Genomic DNA, 17,989 nt, shown 5'->3' with positions numbered 1-17,989 from the left:
GAGAGCGTGCTGTTGTCGTTTCGAGGGGTGATCAGCCCTCGGTGGTCTCGATCCTGGTGACCGTGATCGTCCGGTGGATCTCGAGCTTGAGTCGCTCGCGCAGACCTTCGGGGGCGTGCTCACCACCGCATTTGCGACTGAGCAGACCCTTGATCTTCTCCTCGATGCCATAGGCCTCGATGCAGGGGCTGCAGTGATCCATGTGCTCCTGCAGGCGCTGCCGAGTGGCGTTGTCGCACTCGTTGTCGAGCATGAGCCACACATCCGCGAGGACCGCGGTGCAGTCCATATCGAGATCGGGATCGTCACTCACTTGACTACCTCCTGGCGTTCCCCACGGTCGAATCCACGTTCGCGCGCCACGTCGGCGAGCAGGCCCTTGAGCTGCTTGCGTCCACGGTGCAGCCGAGACATCACGGTACCGATGGGGGTGCCCATGATGTCGGCGATTTCCTTGTACGGGAAGCCCTCGACGTCGGCGTAGTACACCGCCATCCGGAATTCCTCCGGCAACTGCTGTAGCGCGGACTTGATCTGGTCGTCGGGCAGCGCGTCCAGCGCCTCCACCTCGGCCGAGCGCAAGCCCACCGAGGAGTGCTCGGCGGTAGCCGCCAGCTGCCAGTCGGTGATCTCGTCGGTCGGGTACTGCGCGGGCTGACGCTGCTTCTTGCGGTAGGAGTTGATATAGGTGTTGGTCAGGATCCGGTACAGCCAGGCACGCAGATTGGTGCCCTCCCGGAAGGACTTGAACCCCTGGAACGCCTTGACGAACGTCTCCTGCACCAGGTCCTCGGCATCGGCCGGATTCCGGGTCATGCGCAGGGCTGCGCCGTAGAGCTGATCGATCATCGGGAGCGCATCGCGCTCGAACCGGGCCGCCAGCTCGGCTTCGTCGACTTCTGTGCCGGACGCACCGTCGGAGACCACGTCGTCGTCGCTCGCCACACCAATCCCTTCGATCGCCGTAGTAGCCGAATCTACCGGCACGACGGAATCGACTGGCAATCGCGCACCCTGTGGCAGGAGAGGACGCTCCTCGAGCAGCACTGTCACTATCTCTCCTTCACGTCGTCTCGGCTGGGTGGCTTGTCACTTGTGTGCAACATGCACTCCGGCATTCGTGTTCCCATACCGCGGGAAATGTGGTTGCCGAGCTGGGTGTGGTGCCGATTAGGGTGATCGCCTATGTCGACTCCCGCGATCAAGGCCCTCGGCGGTATCGCGCATCGGGTGCACTCCTATTCTCACGATCCGCGGGCGGAGTCCTATGGCGACGAGGCCGTCGACGCACTCGGTGAGGAGCTGGGAGTGCAGGCCGCGCAGATCTTCAAGACGCTGGTGATCGAACTCTCATCCGGTGCGCTGGCGGTCGCTGTCGTGCCGGTACCCGCGCGGTTGTCGTTGAAGGCGGCGGCCGCCGCGCTCGGCGCGTCGAAGGCGAGCATGGCCGACAAGACCAAGGCCGAGCGCACCACCGGCTATGTCCTCGGCGGGGTTTCGCCGCTCGGCCAGCGCAAGAAGTTGCCCACTGTTGTCGACGCTTCCGCGCTCGACTGGGATCGGATGCTGTGCAGCGCGGGCAAACGCGGGCTCGAAATCGAGCTGGCGCCCGCCGATCTGGTGCGGGCGTGCGCGGCCGTCACCGCCCCGATCACCAGCTGAGGCAATCCGGTCGGCGCCTCGTTCCGAATTCACTTCGACGCATTCTGCGCCCGGTACGACCGATTCGACCCGAGGATGTGATGCGAAAATGTCCGCACGTTCGACGATCGCCGCCCTATCCGGTGCCCTGGTAATCACTTTCGGCGCTGCCGCGGTAGCCCCCGCCATCGCGGCTCCGCAGGTGGTTCCACCGTCGCAGGCCGAACCCGGCGACTATCCGCTCAACGGCCAGGGCACCACACCGAAGAATTCGCCGAAGACCACACCGGAAACCGACGAGAGAGCCGAGAAGTCGGAGAAGCTCGGCGGTGGGGTCGCTACCGAGGTGATCGATCTGATCACCGGAATCATCAAGTGCGGGCTGAACATCGCCACCGATTCGGTGCCCTGCTCGCTCTGACGACTCACGCGCGGCCGGACGGAGGCGTACACCACGCTCCGCTCGGCCGCGTTGTCGTTCGCGACCACCGCCGCGCTCAGTGCGTGATGTCGCTGGTCCCGTCGGGCACCAGTAGTTCCGGCCCGTTGTTGCGCACGTTGTTGACCAGGGTCGAGACCGGACGCGTCACGATCGTCGCCAACTCCGCCTGCGAGGGTGGGCGCAACAGTTCGGCGGGTGCCGGGTGATCCGGGTCCAACCACGCGTCCCAGTGCTCGCGCGGCATCGGCAACGGCATCCGGTCGTGGATATCGGCCAGTTCGCCGCTCGCGTCGGTGGTGAGGATCGTGCACGACATGAGCGGTTCGGAATCGGGCTGACTGCGGTCACGCCACACCGACCACAGTCCGGCCATGTAGAGCAGGGAACCGTCGCTGTGTGACATATAGAAGGGCCGCTTCACCGCCTTGCCCTTGCCGGTCGGCGCGGGCTCGACCAGCCACTCGTACCAACCGTCCATCGGCACCAGACAACGCTTGTGTTTGACCGCGTCGCGGAACGACGGCGCGGTGGCGGCTTTGTCGGCCCGCGCGTTGAACAGCGGTTTGCCCTTGGCCGGGACGCCGGGCTCGGCCGCTTTGGTCCAGTGCGGGATCAGGCCCCAGCGCATCCGCCGGATCCGCAGGCGCGGATCGTCGTCGGGGTCGCCGTGTTCGTGCCGCTCCACGACGGTGAGCACCTGGGTGGTCGGCGCGACGTTGTAGCTGACGGCGGCATCCGGCTCGTCGAGCCCCGTTTCGTCGACAGCGTCCAGTTCGGCCGCCAACCGGCCCGGATTCGTGGTCGTCGCATATCGTCCACACATAGAGGTCAAGATACGCGCGGGGACCGACATCAGGCCCCGCCGACGACACCGCCCCACGCCGAAAAGCGCACCACCGATGCGTCCGAACCGCACATAAGCGAAGATGGGGACGTGAGTTTCTGGCCTGCGCCCCATATCGAGGTCCCCGTCCACGCGACCGTGACCCTGCCCGGTTCGAAGTCCATCACCAACCGTGCGCTCATCCTGGCCGCACTGGCCGATGGGCCGTCTACGCTCACCGGCGCCCTGCGCAGCCGCGACACCGACCTCATGATCGGTGCCCTGCGCGCCCTCGGCACCGAGATCAGCGGCGACGCCGAGACGCTCGAGGTCACCCCGGCTCCTCTGCGCAGCGCCGCGGTCGACTGCGGCCTCGCCGGCACCATCATGCGATTCCTGCCGCCCGCCGCCGCACTGGCCACCGGCGACGTCGCGTTCTTCGGCGACGAACAGGCGAAGCTGCGCCCGCTGTCCACCATTCTCGACGCCCTGCGCAAGCTCGGTCTCGATGTCGACGGTGACGCGCTGCCGTTCGTCGTGCACGGCACCGGCGCGCTGCGCGGCGGCACCGTCACCATCGATGCCTCGGGTTCCTCGCAGTTCGTATCGGGGCTGCTGCTCTCGGCCGCCCGCTTCGACGAGGGCATCACCGTCCACCACGACGGCAAGGCCCTGCCGTCGATGCCGCACATCGAGATGACCATCGAAATGCTGCGTCGCGCCGACGTGGCCGTGCAGACCCCCGCCGATTCCGGCAACGCTCAGACCTGGACCGTGGCGCCCGGCCCGATTCGCGCGGTCGACTGGGACATCGAGCCCGATCTGTCCAACGCCACGTCGTTCCTGGCGGCGGCCGCGGTCACCGGCGGCGAGGTGAGCATCCCGATGTGGCCGCGCGGCACCACCCAGCCCGGTGACGTGATCCGCGAGATCCTCGTCCGGATGGGCGCCGAGGCGCGCATCTTCGACGGCGTTCTCACCGTGCACGGCCCGGAGCGCCTGGCCGGCATCGACATCGACCTGCATGACGTCGGCGAACTCACCCCCACCGTCGCCGCACTGGCCGCCCTCGCGGATTCACCCTCGCGGCTGCGGGGCATCGCGCACCTGCGCGGACACGAAACCGACCGTCTCGCAGCACTTTCCGCGGAGATCAATCGCCTCGGCGGCAATGTCACCGAGACCGAGGACGGCCTCGAGATCGTGCCCACCCCCCTGCACGGCGGTCAGTGGCATTCCTACGCCGATCACCGAATGGCCACCGCGGGCGCGATTCTCGGCCTGCGGGTGCCCGGCGTGGAGATCGAGGACATCGGCACCACCGCCAAGACCCTGCCGACCTTCGTCACGCTGTGGGAACAGATGCTGGCACCCACGTTATCCGGCGAGGGGGTGGCGCGCTGAGCCGCCAGGGGCGATCCTCAGCCAGCTACGACGAATCCGATGTCCGGGTGCGCCCGGGTAAGGCCTCGTCGCGTCCCCGCACCAAGACCCGTCCGCAGCACGCCGACGCAGAGGCCGCCATGGTGGTGGCCGTCGACCGCGGCCGCTGGGGGTGCGTGCTCGACGGTGACGCCGACCGGCGCATCGTCGCCATGCGCGCCCGCGAGCTCGGCCGCACCCCGATCGTCGTGGGCGATCAGGTCGACGTGGTGGGTGACCTCACCGGCAGGCCCGACAGCCTGGCCCGGATCGTGCGGGTGAGCGCGCGCAGCACGGTGTTGCGCCGCACCGCCGACGACACCGATCCGTTCGAACGCATCGTCGTCGCCAATGCCCAGCAACTGTTCATCGTTGTCGCGCTGGCCGATCCGCCGCCGCGCACCGGTTTCGTCGAGCGGGCGATGGTGGCCGCGTATGCCGGTGGGCTGGAACCGATTCTGGTGCTCACCAAGCGCGACCTCGTCGCGGAATCCGAATTCGCTTCCGCCTTCGACGGTCTCGATCTCAAGATCCTCTACGCAGGCATCGACGACCCGATGGAGCCGGTGCTCGAGATCGCGAACGACCGGCTCACCGCGCTGATCGGACACTCCGGCGTCGGCAAGTCGACGATGGTGAATCGTCTTGTGCCCGATGCCTATCGGGCCGTCGGCGTGGTGTCGGGTGTCGGCAAGGGCAAGCACACCTCCACCCAGTCGGTGGCCTTGCCGCTGCCCGAGGGCGGCTGGGTGATCGACACCCCCGGCGTACGCTCGTTCGGCCTCGCCCACATCACCCCCGACGATGTGATCGCCTCGTTCACCGACCTCGCCGGCGCCATCGAGGACTGCCCGCGCGGCTGCACCCATCTCGGGCCGCCCGCCGATCCGGAATGCGCGCTCGATCAGCTGCCCGGCACGGAACGGCGGGTTGCCGCGATTCGCACGCTGCTGACGGCCCTGATCGCCAACGACGCTTGGTAGCAACCGGATTCCGTGCCGGGCCGACTCTCAGAAGCTGAACGACCCGGTATTCACGCCGCCGCCATCGCCACCGCCACCGTCGGTCGGCAACTCGGCCACGGTGACCGTCTTGGTGGTCGACGAACTCGCCACACCGCTGCGCCCGGAGAAGGCCGCGCCGATGTTGTAGGAGCCCGCGGCACCCGGCGTCCAGACGATGCTCGCCTTGCCGTTCGCGCCCACCGGAATGTCGCCGAGCACGTTGTCGCCCGCCTTGAACTGGATCGTGCCGCCCGCGGCCGCCGGGGTCACGCTCGCCTCCAGCGTGACGGCCTTGCCGACCTGCGCACCCGATACCTCGGTGATCGTCGTGCTGGACACGGCGTCGCCGGACACCGTGATGGCCGGACCCTTGCCCTGATAGATGCCGTCGCCGAGCGACCCGCCGTAGTGCATCGACGTCGGCAGCGGGGTATCGCGGGCGCAGTTCACGCCGACCTTGTACTGGATCTCGAAGGTCTGCGACTTCGGCGAGATATTCGGGTACACCGGGTATTTGGTGATGCCGAACTCGGCGCGGACCCAGTCCGAGGACGACGTGTCGATCGACACGGCGTCACCCGACATCTTCGCCGAGCCCGCGACCGGGGTCAGGCACGCCGGGTGCAGGTCCTTGACCGAGTAGATGTATTCCACCGGAATACCGGTGCGCTCGAACTTCGTCGTCACGGTGACGGTGTCGCCGACCACCGGGTTGGTGTTCGACACCGTCCGGGTGAAGTGACTGTTGCCGTCATCCCACGCGATGCTCGCCGGAGCGGCCGCCGCCGATCCCGGAAACGCCGTCATCGCCAGCCCCGCCGCGGCCGCGAACGTGGCTACGCGCTGCACTCTTCTGTCCACCATCATCTGTCTCCAAGTACGCCGGACGCCCTCGACGTCGTCGAGGCGCTGATTCGCCCGAGTGGCGAGCAGTAGATCACGCTCCGGTACCCGGCGGATCCAAATCCGAAATAGATCTCGTTCAGATTTCGAATTCGACTCGCGTCGGCTCGCGTTCACAACCTCGACACTGGCCGCCGGTACCGTCATGCCCATGAAGCCACCGGCGATCGGTTACCTGCGCCGCGACATCTCAGGTGTCGCCCAGTCCTGGGACGAAACGCAGATCCGTTCCCTAGCCGAACGTCTGGGCTACCGCTTCACCAAGACCGTCGTCTTCAGCGACCGCACCGCCGACCCGATCGGCCGCCTGCTCGACGTGGTCACCACCACCGAAGCCGCCGCGATCGTCACCCCCAGCCTCACCCACCTCGGCTCCGACCTGCCCCACCGCATCGTCGCCGCCTGCGACATCATCACGGTCTCCCCCGAGGTCACCCACACGAGAACCCTCCCCGCCCTCCCCGCCTAGGCCAGCGTGGGGTCCGTGAACTCGCTGGGACCGAATCTCTTTCGGCGGGACACGGCGGAGATACCTCCCGGAACACGACGGTCGGGGTCTCGTGCGGGAAAATGGGGTGGTGACCTCCGAGAACGAACGTCCTGGACCGCCGACTATGAGCCCGAGCATCTTGGTGATCACGATGTCGCGGCGGGTGGAGGCGGCGTTGGGGGTGGAGTTGGGGGCGTTGGATCTGACGGTGGCTCGGCTGGGGTTGCTCGGGCACATCAATGGGGTGCCGGGGGCCTCGTTCAGCGAGTTGGCGCGGATGTCGGGGACGAGTGTGCAGAGTGTGCACGCCGCGGTGAAGGGGCTGGTCGGGGCGGGGCTGGTGCAGGATCGGACGGCACGGGCGGGGTCGGCGTCGGCGATCGAGTTGACGGAGGCGGGGGCGGGACTGCTCACGCAGGCGCGAGAGGCGGTGGCGCGGGTGGACATCGCGCTGTTCGGGGACGAAGCGGATCCGATTCTGCGGCGCGTAGGCGCGGCGATCGTCGACGCGTTCAGCGGGGAAGTCCCACGACCCCAGGCGTGACGCATCCGACCTTCAATATGATTGAAGCTCGAGTTAGGCTTCAATCGTATTGAAGGTCGGAGGGAGTCGGTAGTTGGAACACATCCTGTTGTCCGTACATGTGCTCGCGGGCATTGTCTTCGTCGGCGGCTCGGCGGTCGCCACCAGTCTTTTCCCCAGGTACGCACCGGTAGCGGGTGGGCCCGATCCCGAGTCGGTCCGCAGCAGGTCGGTCGCGGCCGCCATGCACCGGATCACCGGCAACTACGCGAAACTCGCGATCATCGTGCCGGTGATCGGCATCGTGCTGGCCACGACCCAGGGCCGGATGAACGAAATCTGGATCACCACCGCGATGGTGACCACCGCTGTGGCGGGCGGGCTGCTCGCCGTGCAGATCGTGCCGATGCAACGCGAAGCCCTCGACCGGCCCGACGACGGCAAGCGCCTGCGCGTGCTGTCGATGCTCGCGGGGACCTACAACCTGCTGTGGACAGCCGTGGTCGTTCTCATGATCGTCCGTCCCGGATCTGCCATCTGAGCGACCAGGAGCTCCACACGTCCCACCAGGTCGCCGAATTATCCTGAGCGGCAGGTGTTCACAGAGCGTCCAGGACCGCCGTGGCCAGCGGACCGGCCGAGGCGGGGTTCTGACCCGTGTGCAGATTGCGGTCGGCTTGCAGAAAGGGCGCGAACGGTTCGCCGCTGTGATACTGCGCGCCGAGTTCGATCAGCCGGTCTTCGAGTAGCCATTTGGCCTGGTCCGCGAGACCGCCCAGACGTTCTTCCGCATCACTGAAGGCGGTGAGGCGATAGCCCGCGAAGGGAGAGGGACCGTCTGCGGCGGTTGCCAGGATCGCCGCGGGGCCGTGGCAGACCAGCGCGAGCGGCTTGCCGGAATTCAGGGTTTCGACCAGCAGCGCCGCCGAATCCTTATTCACCGCCAGGTCTTCCATCGGTCCGTGGCCGCCGGGATAGAACACCGCGTCGTAGTCGTTCAGACGGACATCGCCCAGTGACACCGGATCATCCAGCGGTGCCGCACTTTTGATGATCTCGGCGACCTTGCGCGCACCGTCCTCGCCACCGTTGGGCACCGGCGCCAGGCTCCCCAGATCTACCGGCGGCTTCACCCCGCCGGGCGTGGCTACGACGACTTCGTGCCCGGCCTCGGTGAATGCCCGGTAGGGCGTGGCGAATTCGTCGGCCCAGTACCCGGTGTGGCGTTTGACATTGCGGGACAACGTCCACTGATCGGCACCGGTCATTACGAACAGGATCTTCGCCATCATCGCCTCCGAGGAGTGAACTGTCGACGTCAGTGCTTGGCGCCGATGGTGTGGAGAATTTCGTGGATGATCGGGTCGGTGAGCCGGTTGGTGACCGAACGACCTTCGCGGCTCGAGGTGACGCAACCCTCGTGGCGCAGGACGCGCAGGGCCTGCGAGATCGCGTTCTCGTTGCGGCCGATCGCGGCGGCCAGCTCGCCGACGCTGATGCCCGGCGAGCGGTGCAGGCACAGCAGAATCTCGAGACGACCCGGATCCGACAGCAGATCGAAGCGCTGAGCCCATTCCCGGATCTCGACGTCGCCGATCGCGCGCCGACCGAGTTCGACCGGCGACCCGTGCAGTGTGCGTGGCTCTCCCATGGCGATGCCCAGCATAATCGCCGAGTGGACAGGACGGCACCGCCCAGGGTAGGGATGATCGATGCGCTCGGCCGCTGTTCGCTGTGGGGGCCGCACTGGCGGTCGCGCTGACATCCTGCGGTGCGCCCGAGAGCGAGTCCCCCGATTCGCTCGTCCTCGCCGACGCGTATGAACTGGGTGGATACAACCCCGTCGCCGGTTACGGCGCGGCAGGCGAGGCCAAGGTCTATGACGGATTGCTGCGGCTGACCGGCGGCACCGGGGTGTCCGACTTCGCCCCGGCCCTGGCGACTCGACTACCGATCCCCGACGCCGCCGCGACCGTGTGGACGGCACCGCTGCGGCCCGGGGTGCGGTTCAGTGACGGGTCGGCGTTCGATGCCGCCGATGTGGTGGCGACCTATCGAGCGATTCTGGATCCGGCGTCGGCCTCGGAGGTGCGGTCGCCGTTTTCGATGATCGAGCGGGTCGACGCCGTCGATCCGCTGTCGGTGCGGTTCACCCCGCGTCATCCCTATGCCGCGTTCCCGGCCAAGCTGCTGATCGGGATCGTTCCGTCGGAGGCCGTCGCGACGCCCGGACCCGCGACCGCATCGCCGCTCAATACCGCCCCGATCGGCACCGGACCCTATCGACTCACCGCGCTGGAGCCGACTCGGGCGGTCCTCGAGGCGAACGAAAGCTATTGGGGTGGGGCACCTTCAGTCAAGCGACTGACAGTGCTCCATGTGCCGGACGACAACCCCCGTGCGCAACGGATGGCCAGCGGCGAGCTCGACGGAACCTCGCTGCCGCCGTTGTTGGCCGCCACCTTCGCAGAACGGATGTCGGTGCAGGCCAATACTTCCGCCGATTGGCGCGGCGTATCGCTGCCCGAGAGCGATCCGGTCGCCGGGGACCCGGCCGTCCGCCTGGCACTGAACTTCGCGGTGGACCGCCAACTCCAACGCGCCTGTCCGGCCCGCGCCCTCGCCCAGAATCCCCGCTACCTCATCCTCGACGAAGCCACCGCCATGCTCGACGCGGCCACCACCGCCACCATCATCCGCCTGGTCATGACCCGAGCCGCCGACAACTTCGGCGTCCTCGTGATCAGCCACGACGAAGCCCTGCTCGGGGCCGCCTGCACCCGCATCACAACGATGCACGAGGGCACGCTCACCACTGCGCGGGCATCTCCGCAATAAACGCACGATTACCTCAGGTTGCCCACAGGAACCCGTTTTAGCGTGAGCCCCTGTGACATTCACGCAGGGTAAACCAGTCAGCGCGTGCCGCAGTCTCAGCGGTTGGGCGCGCACCGCACCGACCGTCGCCGAAGTGCTGCGCACGCCCGACATCGCGGTGATCGCCGAACGAGTGCGGACCGCGGGCCCGCGCGGAGTGATCGCGCGTGGACTCGGGCGCAGCTACGGCGATCCGGCGCAGAACGCGGGTGGGCTGGTCGTCGACATGACCGCGCTGGACCGCATCCACAGCATCGATCCCGACAGCGGGATCGTCGAGGTCGAGGCGGGCGTCAGCCTGGACGCGCTCATGCGGGCCGCGCTGCCGTTCGGGCTGTGGATTCCGGTGCTGCCGGGGACAAGGCAGGTGACGGTCGGCGGGGCGATCGGCGCGGACATCCATGGGAAGAACCATCATTCGCAGGGCAGCTTCGGCAATCACGTGGTGTCGATGGACCTGCTGATCGCCGACGGCTCGGTGCGCACGTTGACGCCGGAGGGGACCGACTCGGAGCTGTTCTGGGCGACGGTGGGTGGGATGGGGCTCACCGGCATCATCGTCGGCGCGCGAGTCCGGTTGAAGCACACCGAGACCGCGTATTTCCTCGTCGACAACGACCGCACACGCGATCTCGACGAGACGATGGAATTGCTGACCGGCGGTTCCGACGACGGGTACGACTACTCGATGGCGGTGCCGGACACCATTTCCACCGGGGCGAAACTCGGTCGGGCCGGATTCAGTCGGGGGTCGCTGGCCACCGTCGACCAGTTGCCGGTGAGATTGCGTAGCAAACCCTTGAATTTCGATGCGCCGCAATTGTTCACAGTGCCGGATATCTTTCCGAACGGGATGGTCAATTCGGTGACAACCCGCATTGCCGCCGAGGCCGCTCATCGCCTGTTTCCCCGGCGTGCGCGCGGACGTATCCAGAATCTGACACAGTTCTATCACCCCCTCGATCTGCTCGGTGAATGGAATCGCGCCTATGGCAAGCGAGGGTTCCTGCAGTATCAGTTCTCGATGCCGTTCGGGGCCGAGCAGCAACTGGCCGACACGGTACGAGCCATCGCCGAGTCGGGGCACCACTCGTTCCTCAATGTGTTCAAGCGGATGGGGACGAGCAACCCCGCGCCGCTGTCGTGGCCGCATCCCGGATACATGCTGAGCTTGGACTTCGGGCTGACCAACGGGCTCGACCGGTTCTGCGTCGACCTCGACGATCGGGTGCTGACAGCGGGCGGACGCCTGTATCTCGCGAAGGAATCACGGACCACGCCCGAGATGATCGCGACGATGTACCCGAGGCTCGACGAATGGCGCCGGATCCGGGATCGAGTCGACCCGGAACGAGTGTTCGCCTCCGACCTCTCGAGGCGGTTGCGACTGGTCACAGGACTTCGACATAACTGTGCTCCAGATCACGACCGATGAATAATGAATGAAAGTCGTTAACAGCACATCGAATTCACCCAGGATGACGCACGTCACTGTCCGTTTTGAACTCTTACGACTTTTTAAGTTACATTTCAGCAACAAACAGTTGGACACTTGATCATGGGTGCTCGATCGAGGGCCTGCGCTCCCCAGGGAGCATCGCCATTGAGGGAAAGACTGCATTCATGAACATCAGCAAGGTTGCCGCAACCTCCGCACTCGTCATTGCCGCGCTCGGCGTTGCCACCGGCACGTCGCACGCTGCTCCGGCGCCTGCTCCCGTCCCGGCCTTCCTCGACGGCGTGAACCAGGGCGTGAACCAGGTGCTGCCCGGCATCAACTGGAAGACGGGCATCGAGGGCGACGCCGTGGTCGTCGAGACCGACGCGGGCTCGCTCACCACCGCGAACAATCAGTTCCAGGTGCGCGACAACCAGGGCAACATCGTCGCCGCCCTGCCGCTCGCCTACACGATCGACGACCTGGAGTACCCGATCGACGCCGTCGTCGACGGCACCCGCGCCACCCTGACCCCGCGTACCGACGCGGCCTCGGCCCGCCCGTCGACCCTGCTGAAGGACGTCGTTCGTCAGGACGCCTTCGATGACGCCGTCAGCGCCGCTGCCACCCAGTTCGGCATCATCACCGCCATTGGCACCCTCGTCGGCACCCTCACCGGCGGCGTCGCGGGCTGCGCCATCGGCGGCGCAGGCGGCATCCTCCTCGGCATCCCGGTGCTCGCTCTCGGTGGCGCCACCGGCGTCGCGGGCTGCCTCGCCGGTGCCGCCGTCGGCATCCCGCTGGGTGCGGCCGCGGGCCTGGTGCTGACCGGCGTCCCCGCCGCGATCGCCATCGGCATCGGCTTCAACAACCGGATCAACGCGCCGGAAAACCAGTAGTACTCGTCGCAGAAGCCCCGTCCACCCGACGGGGCTTCTGTGCTGTTCAGCGCGCGAGGCGGATGCGCAGCTTTTCGTAGGTGGGGATGAAAACCTTTCTGCGATAACGACGTTCGACGATCTCCCAGGGACGACCGGCGGCAGTGAGCGCTTCGAGTAGCGCGGTGAGTTCGGAGTGGACGAGTTGGGCGCCCAGGCAGAGATGGCGGCCGCCGCCGAACCAGAGCTGGCGGGTTTCGGGGTTGTAGCCGCGGTCGACGCGGAACCCGCCCGCGGCGTTGTTGATGGTCCAGGTGAGGATTTTGACGTGTTCGCCCGCGCGTAGGTCGCGGTCGGCGATGCGGACATCCGCCGTCACCGAACGGCCGACGAGATAGGCCGGGCTGGTGACGCGCAGAGTCTCGCGGACCGCGTCGGGGAGTCGGTCGGGCGCGGCGAGCAGGGCGCGATGCTCGCCGGTGTCGTGCATGATCGCGACCATTCTCGTCATGGCGCTGGCGAGGGTGTCGGTGCCCGCCACGGCCATCAGGATCGCCAGGCCGCCCGCGTGCTCCACGTCCAATCCCAGTTCGCGACAGCGGCCGAGGGTGGTGTCGGGGTCGGCGCGGGCGTAGGCGTCGGGAACATTCACAGCGAGCTGGGTGGCCAGCTCACGGGCGCGGTCGAGTGCCACGGGATCGAGCGTGGTCGAGGCCATGGTGCCGAAACCCAGGTTGACCAGCTCTTCGACGTGATGGAACAGACGCAGGAACAGGGCGTCCTGGTCGTCGGTGTAATCGCCGCCGATGGCCGCGGCGATGTCTTCGGGGCGCATGCCGACCAGGTCGGACACGCTGCGGCCGACCAGGATCTGCGCCCGGGCGGCGATGTCGACGGTCTCCCCCGCCGCGAGCCGTTCGCGCAGGTCACGCAGGTCGGGGCCGATCACCCGTTCGACCAGGGCGTCGGTATGGGTGAGGGTGAACAGGTCGCGCACCTTGGTCCGCAGGTCGGTGTGGCCCGGCCCTTCGAACAGATCCTCGACCCAGTCGCCGATGACCTGCGCCCACCAGTGCCCGGCCGCACCCTCGGACACGATGCTGAAATGTGTGCTGTCGTTGTAGATCTGGCGGGCCACCAGCGGATCGGCGACGAACCAGCCGAGTTCGGGGACCTTGCGGATCGGCCGCGCGAACCGCCCCAGCAGCAATAATCCAGGCAACCAGGGTTGACCTGCGGCGAGTAGGGTTAGTTCATGGCGTCGGGCGGAGCTCCACACCCCGGCAGAATCTAATCGAGCCGGCCCGATTAGTGAAGATGTGTGGCTAGGATCGGCGAGATGCGCTGGTGGTGAACTGTGCATCACGCGATATCTGGAAGTGAACAAGCATGGTGAGATCGACAATCGAAGCCGTCGGCGCGTATCTGCCGGCCAGGGAAGTGACCACGGCGGAGTTGCTGACGCAGCTGGCCGTCGACGCGCCGCTGGATCTGGAGAAGGTCAGCGGGGTCAGGGCGCGAAGAGTACGCGGCGAATCCGAGGACTCCTTCACCATCGCCCTCGCCGCCGCCCGCAGCGCACTGGACAATTCCCGCTACGCCGCCGCCGATCTGGACGTGATCATCTCCTGCTCGATCACCCGGACCCGCGGCGAGGACTTCTGCCTCGAGCCGTCGTTCGCGCTGATGCTGCGCACCGCGCTCGGGGCGAACAGGGCGATCCACTTCGACGTGTCCAATGCGTGCGCCGGGATGATGACCGGTGTTCTGTTGCTGGACAGGATGATTCGATCCGGCTCGGTGCGTCGCGGCATGGTGGTCTCGGGGGAATGCATCACGCCGATCTCCGATACCGCGGTGCGCGAGATCTCGCAGAAGTACGACCCACAGTTCGCCTCGCTCACCGTCGGTGACGCCGGAGCGGCCGTGGTGCTCGACGGCACCGAGGGGCCGGGGCTCGACTACGTGGAGCTCAACACCAGCGCCGCGTTCGCGAAGCTGTGTCTGGGGATGCCCAGCGATCAGGGGCCGGGCGTCGCGCTCTACACCGACAATCGCTCGATGCACAACGAGTCCCGGTACCTGCTGTGGACCTCGCGGCAGCTGGAGTTCCTCGCCGCCCGCGGATCCAGCTTCGCCGAGGAGGGTTACGACTACCTGATCCATCACCAATTCAGCGGCCCGGCCGTGGAATTGATCAACAAGATCGCCGAGCGCGAATTCGACGCGGCGATGCCGCCGGGCCTCGCGGTGCTCGACAGATACGGCAACACCGCGTCGACCTCGCATTTCGTGGTGTTGCACGACGCGTTGCGGCAGGGACTGATCGCGCCGGGATCGAAAGTACTACTGGTACCGGCGGCTTCCGGGGTGGTCGCCGGATTCTTGTCGGTGACAATCGGCGATCTGCGGGTATAGGACAGTATGGGAATCATCATTTCTTCGGCAGTGACGCGCAGCGGCGGCGTCAGCTCGGTGGGACAGGCGGCAGAGGCCGCGCGCGAGGCATTGGCGGGGGCCGGTTGTCAGCCCGAACAGGTCGACGCGCTGATCAATGTGGGGGTCTATCGCGATGCGAACCTCGTGGAACCGGCGGTCGCGGCGCTGATCCAGCAGGCGGCGGGGATCGGGTTGGACTATCGACGCGGTGACGTGCCGTGCCTGTCGTTCGATCTGATGAACGGGGCTTGCGGGGTGGTGAACGCGGTCGGGGTGGCCGCGTCGCTGCTGGCCGATCTGCCCGCCGGGCATGTGGTCGTGGTGTCCGGGGACGCGCATCCGTCGCAGCAAGCCGACGCCGATTTCGCGTTCGAGCCGGTGGGGGCGGCGTTCGTGCTCGAGAACGACCAGGACGCTGTCGGTTTCGGTGGGGTTCACGTGAGCGCGGGTGACGTGTTGCCCGATCCGCAGGGATACGTGAAGCTCTCGGCGATGGGGGCCGAGGGGCGGTCCGCGTTGACGGTGGAATTACTCACCGGGACAGCAGAACTCGTCGAGCAGGCCGCCGCCGCGGCGCGAGAAGCGTTGGCGGCCGACGGTATCGACGCGGGACATGTGGTACTGCTGTGCGGCAAGCCGACGCCCGACTTCGCCGGCGGATTGGCCGCCGAACTCGGCGTGGCCGCGGTGGTGACCGATGAATTCGGTGGCGACGTGCACACTTCCGCGCTGACCGCCGCGTTCGTGGTGGCCCGTGACGCGGGGTTGGCCGATCGGCCGTTGTTGTTCGTAGCCGCCGATGGCGGACCCACCGCGGCAGCGGTGACCTATCGAGGGGTTGGTGTGCGGTGACGCGCTCGCGTTCGTTGCATGTTGTTCCGGATCCGGTGAGCGAGCCAGGCGGTCGACACCGAGCGCCGACAGCCGCGGCCTCGGGACCGAGCCGGGAAGCGGTACTGGCGCTGCGGTCGATTCCGGTGCTCGGCTGGGCGTTTCTGATCGTCGGGCTGGTGCGGCCGTTCCGTAGTCGGCTGTTGCGAATCGCCTTCTGGATCGATGTGGTCCTGAGCGTCGGGGTGCACGCCGCGCAGATTCCGGCGGCGCGGAAAGTGGCCGCCGAACGGGGGATCTCGTCCGGCCGGGCCGCGGCGATGACCATGCTGTTCGGGGCTACCTGGTGGAAGACGTTGGGCGAGGGCGAGCAGTGATCGATGCGCCGGGCCCGCATACGATCGGGCGGCGGCGGTACGGCACTGCGGATCTGGCCTGCTGCGACTCGTGTCGACGGTATAGCGTGACGCGATGACGGTGCTGGTGACGGGCGCGACGGGGTTCGTCGGTGGGGCGATCGTGCGCGGGTTGGTGGCGCGAGGAGTGCCGGTTCGGGCGATGGTCCGGGATGCGGCGGCGGCGCCGGAGGGTGTCGAGGTAGCGGTTGCCGATCTCGGGGACACCGGTGCGCTGGCGCGTGCGGTGACCGGGGTGCGGGCGGTGGTGCACGCGGCTGCCCTGCTCGGTGAATTCGGTCGACCCGCGGAGTACTTCGCGGTGAATGTGGCGGGGACCGATCGGCTGGTGCAGGAAGCCGCGGCGGCCGGGGTGCGGCGGTTCGTGTTCATCGGGAGTCCGAGTGCGTTGATGGCGCCCGACGGTGGGGACCAGGTGGGGATCGATGAGACGGTGCCCTATCCCGAGCGGTTTCTGAACAGCTATTGCGAAACCAAGGCTGTCGCCGAGCAATTGGTGCTCGCGGCGGACGCGCCAGGGTTCACGACGTGTTCTCTGCGGCCTCGGGCGGTGTGGGGACCCGGGGATCGGCGCGGACCGATCGTGCAGATTCTGGCGAAGTTGCGCGCGGGCCGGTTGCCGGATCTGTCCGGCGGGCGCGATGTTCGGGCCTCGCTGTGCTACATCGACCATCTCGTCGACGCCGTGGGTCTCGCTCTCGAGGCCGAGAATGTCGGCGGGCGAGCGTATTTCGTCGCCGACGCGGAACCGGTATCGGTGTGGCCGACCCTGGATGCCGTGGCCGAACGGTTCGCCTTGACCGGGCCTAATCTCACGGTGCCCGCGCCTGTACTCAGCGGAGCGCTGGCGGCGATCGAAACACTGTGGCGGATACCGGCGGTCGCGCAACGGTGGACTCCCCCGCTGTCGCGGTACGCGGTCGCGCTCGTCACCCGGTCCGCGACCTACGACCTCTCGCGAGCCGAGCGTGAACTGGGCTACCGGCCGGACGTACCGTTCGCGACGGGACTGGACAACTTCCACCGCTGGGTCGCCCAGGTCGGCGGGCTCGATCGGCTGTTGGAGGACCTGTGAGTACTGGTGAACCGGGCGCGCTCTGGGTGGTGATTCCCGCCTTCGACGAGGAACGAGGCATCGGCAAGACCCTGGATGCCGTGGCCGCGCAACAGGACACGGACTTCACGGTAGTCGTGGTCGACAACAATTCGACCGATGGCACCGTCGAGCTGGTCCGAGCGTTCGCTTCGGTGCATCCGGCGCCGCGCATCGTGGTGATCCACGAGCAGCAGAAGGGGACCGGAGCTGCCGCCGATACCGGGATGCGTTACGCGATTTCGCACGGCGCGACCTACCTCGCGCGCACCGATGCCGACTGCCTGCCCGCGCCCGACTGGACAGCGCGGGTCAAAGCCGGGTTCGACTCGGGGCTTCGCCTGGTCAGCGGTCAGCTGATTCCGCGCACCGATGAGGGCGTTTCCTGGATCGACCGCACGATCATTCGGGTGGCCCTGGAAGTGGCGTCGACCTTCGGCAAGGTGCGCTCGGGTAACCGGGACCCGAAATATCTCGGACCCTACGTGATGACACCGGGATGCAATATGGCGATAACCGCCGAATTGTATGTTGCCGCAGGAGGGTTCCCGCGGACCGCGATCGAGGATCTGCACGAGGATCGGGCGCTGGTCAACGCGGTGCGCACGATCACCACCGACTACGGGTTGCGTCGGGATGTGCGGGTGTTCGGCTCGAATCGGCGGGTGCGTGCCTGGGGAATCCGTAAGACGCTCGCCTGGTACGCCGACCACCGGTATCGGCCCGAAGTGGTCGATATTCGGTGAGCGTCGCGCCCGCCATGCCCGCA

At 67.2% G+C, this 17,989-nt stretch carries 22 protein-coding genes; 15 read left to right on the top strand and 7 right to left on the bottom strand.

Annotated features, from left to right (window positions below; translation table 11 throughout):
- Positions 1-31 precede the first annotated feature (31 nt).
- Entirely contained in the window at positions 32-289 is a 258-nt protein-coding gene (gene rsrA, locus NS1_RS10095; RefSeq protein WP_082843924.1) for a mycothiol system anti-sigma-R factor, read from the bottom strand.
- 20 nt (positions 290-309) lie between these two features.
- Positions 310-1,023, bottom strand: coding sequence for a sigma-70 family RNA polymerase sigma factor (locus NS1_RS10090; protein WP_062984060.1), 714 nt, complete (start codon positions 1,021-1,023; stop codon positions 310-312).
- A 162-nt stretch (positions 1,024-1,185) separates the two neighbouring features.
- Here NS1_RS10090 and ybaK point away from each other — a divergent pair, with 162 nt between their 5' ends.
- Together ybaK and NS1_RS10080 are read left to right on the top strand one after the other, a co-directional pair.
- A complete protein-coding gene (gene ybaK, locus NS1_RS10085; RefSeq protein WP_062983623.1) occupies positions 1,186-1,662 on the top strand; it encodes a Cys-tRNA(Pro) deacylase in 477 nt (158 codons plus the stop codon).
- 88 nt (positions 1,663-1,750) lie between these two features.
- A complete protein-coding gene (locus tag NS1_RS10080) occupies positions 1,751-2,062 on the top strand; it encodes a hypothetical protein (RefSeq protein ID WP_062983621.1) in 312 nt (103 codons plus the stop codon).
- Between the two features lie 76 nt (positions 2,063-2,138).
- On the opposite strand, the gene NS1_RS10075 is transcribed toward NS1_RS10080, so the two are convergent.
- The gene (locus NS1_RS10075; RefSeq protein WP_062984058.1) at positions 2,139-2,906 is read right to left on the bottom strand and encodes an SOS response-associated peptidase; all 768 of its coding nucleotides are present in this window, start codon (positions 2,904-2,906) and stop codon (positions 2,139-2,141) included.
- Positions 2,907-3,017: 111 nt separating this feature from the next.
- Between NS1_RS10075 and aroA the strand changes: the two genes are divergently transcribed.
- A complete protein-coding gene (aroA, locus tag NS1_RS10070) occupies positions 3,018-4,310 on the top strand; it encodes a 3-phosphoshikimate 1-carboxyvinyltransferase (protein ID WP_157125153.1) in 1,293 nt (430 codons plus the stop codon).
- Complete coding sequence (rsgA, locus tag NS1_RS10065; protein ID WP_056815898.1) at positions 4,307-5,311, top strand: ribosome small subunit-dependent GTPase A; 1,005 nt, start codon at positions 4,307-4,309, stop codon at positions 5,309-5,311. Before aroA ends, rsgA begins: the two co-directional genes overlap by 4 nt.
- Positions 5,312-5,338: 27 nt before the next feature.
- Here the strand turns inward: rsgA and NS1_RS10060 are convergent, their stop codons facing one another.
- On the bottom strand, positions 5,339-6,196 hold the full coding sequence (locus tag NS1_RS10060) for an Ig-like domain-containing protein (protein WP_082843925.1): 858 nt from the start codon (positions 6,194-6,196) through the stop codon (positions 5,339-5,341).
- 190 nt (positions 6,197-6,386) lie between these two features.
- On the opposite strand from NS1_RS10060, the gene NS1_RS10055 reads away from it, so the two are divergent.
- From NS1_RS10055 to NS1_RS10045, 3 genes are all read left to right on the top strand, one after another.
- Positions 6,387-6,704, top strand: a complete 318-nt coding sequence (locus NS1_RS10055; RefSeq protein WP_056812967.1) for a hypothetical protein — start codon at positions 6,387-6,389, stop codon at positions 6,702-6,704.
- Between the two features lie 145 nt (positions 6,705-6,849).
- Positions 6,850-7,269: a MarR family winged helix-turn-helix transcriptional regulator gene (locus NS1_RS10050; RefSeq protein WP_218019915.1), complete on the top strand. Its 420-nt coding sequence runs from the start codon at positions 6,850-6,852 to the stop codon at positions 7,267-7,269.
- 73 nt (positions 7,270-7,342) lie between these two features.
- Positions 7,343-7,789: a hypothetical protein gene (locus tag NS1_RS10045; RefSeq protein ID WP_062983617.1), complete on the top strand. Its 447-nt coding sequence runs from the start codon at positions 7,343-7,345 to the stop codon at positions 7,787-7,789.
- Between the two features lie 58 nt (positions 7,790-7,847).
- On the opposite strand, the gene NS1_RS10040 is transcribed toward NS1_RS10045, so the two are convergent.
- Entirely contained in the window at positions 7,848-8,537 is a 690-nt protein-coding gene (locus tag NS1_RS10040; protein WP_062984053.1) for a type 1 glutamine amidotransferase domain-containing protein, read from the bottom strand.
- 29 nt (positions 8,538-8,566) lie between these two features.
- Complete coding sequence (locus tag NS1_RS10035; protein WP_056812972.1) at positions 8,567-8,899, bottom strand: ArsR/SmtB family transcription factor; 333 nt, start codon at positions 8,897-8,899, stop codon at positions 8,567-8,569.
- A gap of 83 nt (positions 8,900-8,982) precedes the next feature.
- Here NS1_RS10035 and NS1_RS10030 point away from each other — a divergent pair, with 83 nt between their 5' ends.
- The 3 genes from NS1_RS10030 (at position 8,983) to NS1_RS10020 (ending at position 12,462) form a co-directional block, all read left to right on the top strand.
- Positions 8,983-10,086, top strand: coding sequence for an ABC transporter substrate-binding protein (locus tag NS1_RS10030; protein WP_062983613.1), 1,104 nt, complete (start codon positions 8,983-8,985; stop codon positions 10,084-10,086).
- Positions 10,087-10,138: 52 nt separating this feature from the next.
- Entirely contained in the window at positions 10,139-11,560 is a 1,422-nt protein-coding gene (gene dprE1, locus NS1_RS10025; protein ID WP_062983611.1) for a decaprenylphosphoryl-beta-D-ribose oxidase, read from the top strand.
- 188 nt (positions 11,561-11,748) lie between these two features.
- Positions 11,749-12,462 carry a DUF8020 domain-containing protein gene (locus tag NS1_RS10020; RefSeq protein WP_062983609.1) on the top strand — a complete coding sequence of 238 codons (714 nt, stop codon included), beginning with the start codon at positions 11,749-11,751 and terminating at the stop codon, positions 12,460-12,462.
- Between the two features lie 46 nt (positions 12,463-12,508).
- Here NS1_RS10020 and NS1_RS10015 read toward each other — a convergent pair whose 3' ends face one another.
- Positions 12,509-13,663, bottom strand: a complete 1,155-nt coding sequence (locus NS1_RS10015; protein WP_084503632.1) for a cytochrome P450 — start codon at positions 13,661-13,663, stop codon at positions 12,509-12,511.
- A 167-nt stretch (positions 13,664-13,830) separates the two neighbouring features.
- Between NS1_RS10015 and NS1_RS10010 the strand changes: the two genes are divergently transcribed.
- From NS1_RS10010 to NS1_RS09990, 5 genes are all read left to right on the top strand, one after another.
- Positions 13,831-14,859, top strand: coding sequence for a 3-oxoacyl-ACP synthase III family protein (locus tag NS1_RS10010; RefSeq protein WP_062983604.1), 1,029 nt, complete (start codon positions 13,831-13,833; stop codon positions 14,857-14,859).
- Between the two features lie 6 nt (positions 14,860-14,865).
- A complete protein-coding gene (locus NS1_RS10005) occupies positions 14,866-15,732 on the top strand; it encodes a beta-ketoacyl-[acyl-carrier-protein] synthase family protein (RefSeq protein WP_062983602.1) in 867 nt (288 codons plus the stop codon).
- Between the two features lie 35 nt (positions 15,733-15,767).
- On the top strand, positions 15,768-16,088 hold the full coding sequence (locus NS1_RS10000; protein WP_255284483.1) for a hypothetical protein: 321 nt from the start codon (positions 15,768-15,770) through the stop codon (positions 16,086-16,088).
- Positions 16,089-16,182: 94 nt separating this feature from the next.
- The gene (locus NS1_RS09995; protein WP_062983600.1) at positions 16,183-17,202 is read left to right on the top strand and encodes an NAD-dependent epimerase/dehydratase family protein; all 1,020 of its coding nucleotides are present in this window, start codon (positions 16,183-16,185) and stop codon (positions 17,200-17,202) included.
- Entirely contained in the window at positions 17,199-17,966 is a 768-nt protein-coding gene (locus NS1_RS09990) for a glycosyltransferase family 2 protein (protein WP_062983598.1), read from the top strand. Before NS1_RS09995 ends, NS1_RS09990 begins: the two co-directional genes overlap by 4 nt.
- Positions 17,967-17,989: the final 23 nt, after the last annotated feature.

Source organism: Nocardia salmonicida NBRC 13393 (assembly GCF_001613085.1).
Taxonomy (GTDB): domain Bacteria; phylum Actinomycetota; class Actinomycetes; order Mycobacteriales; family Mycobacteriaceae; genus Nocardia; species Nocardia salmonicida.
The sequence above is the reverse complement of the archived record's forward strand: the minus strand, read 5'-3'. Positions and strand labels throughout refer to the sequence as shown.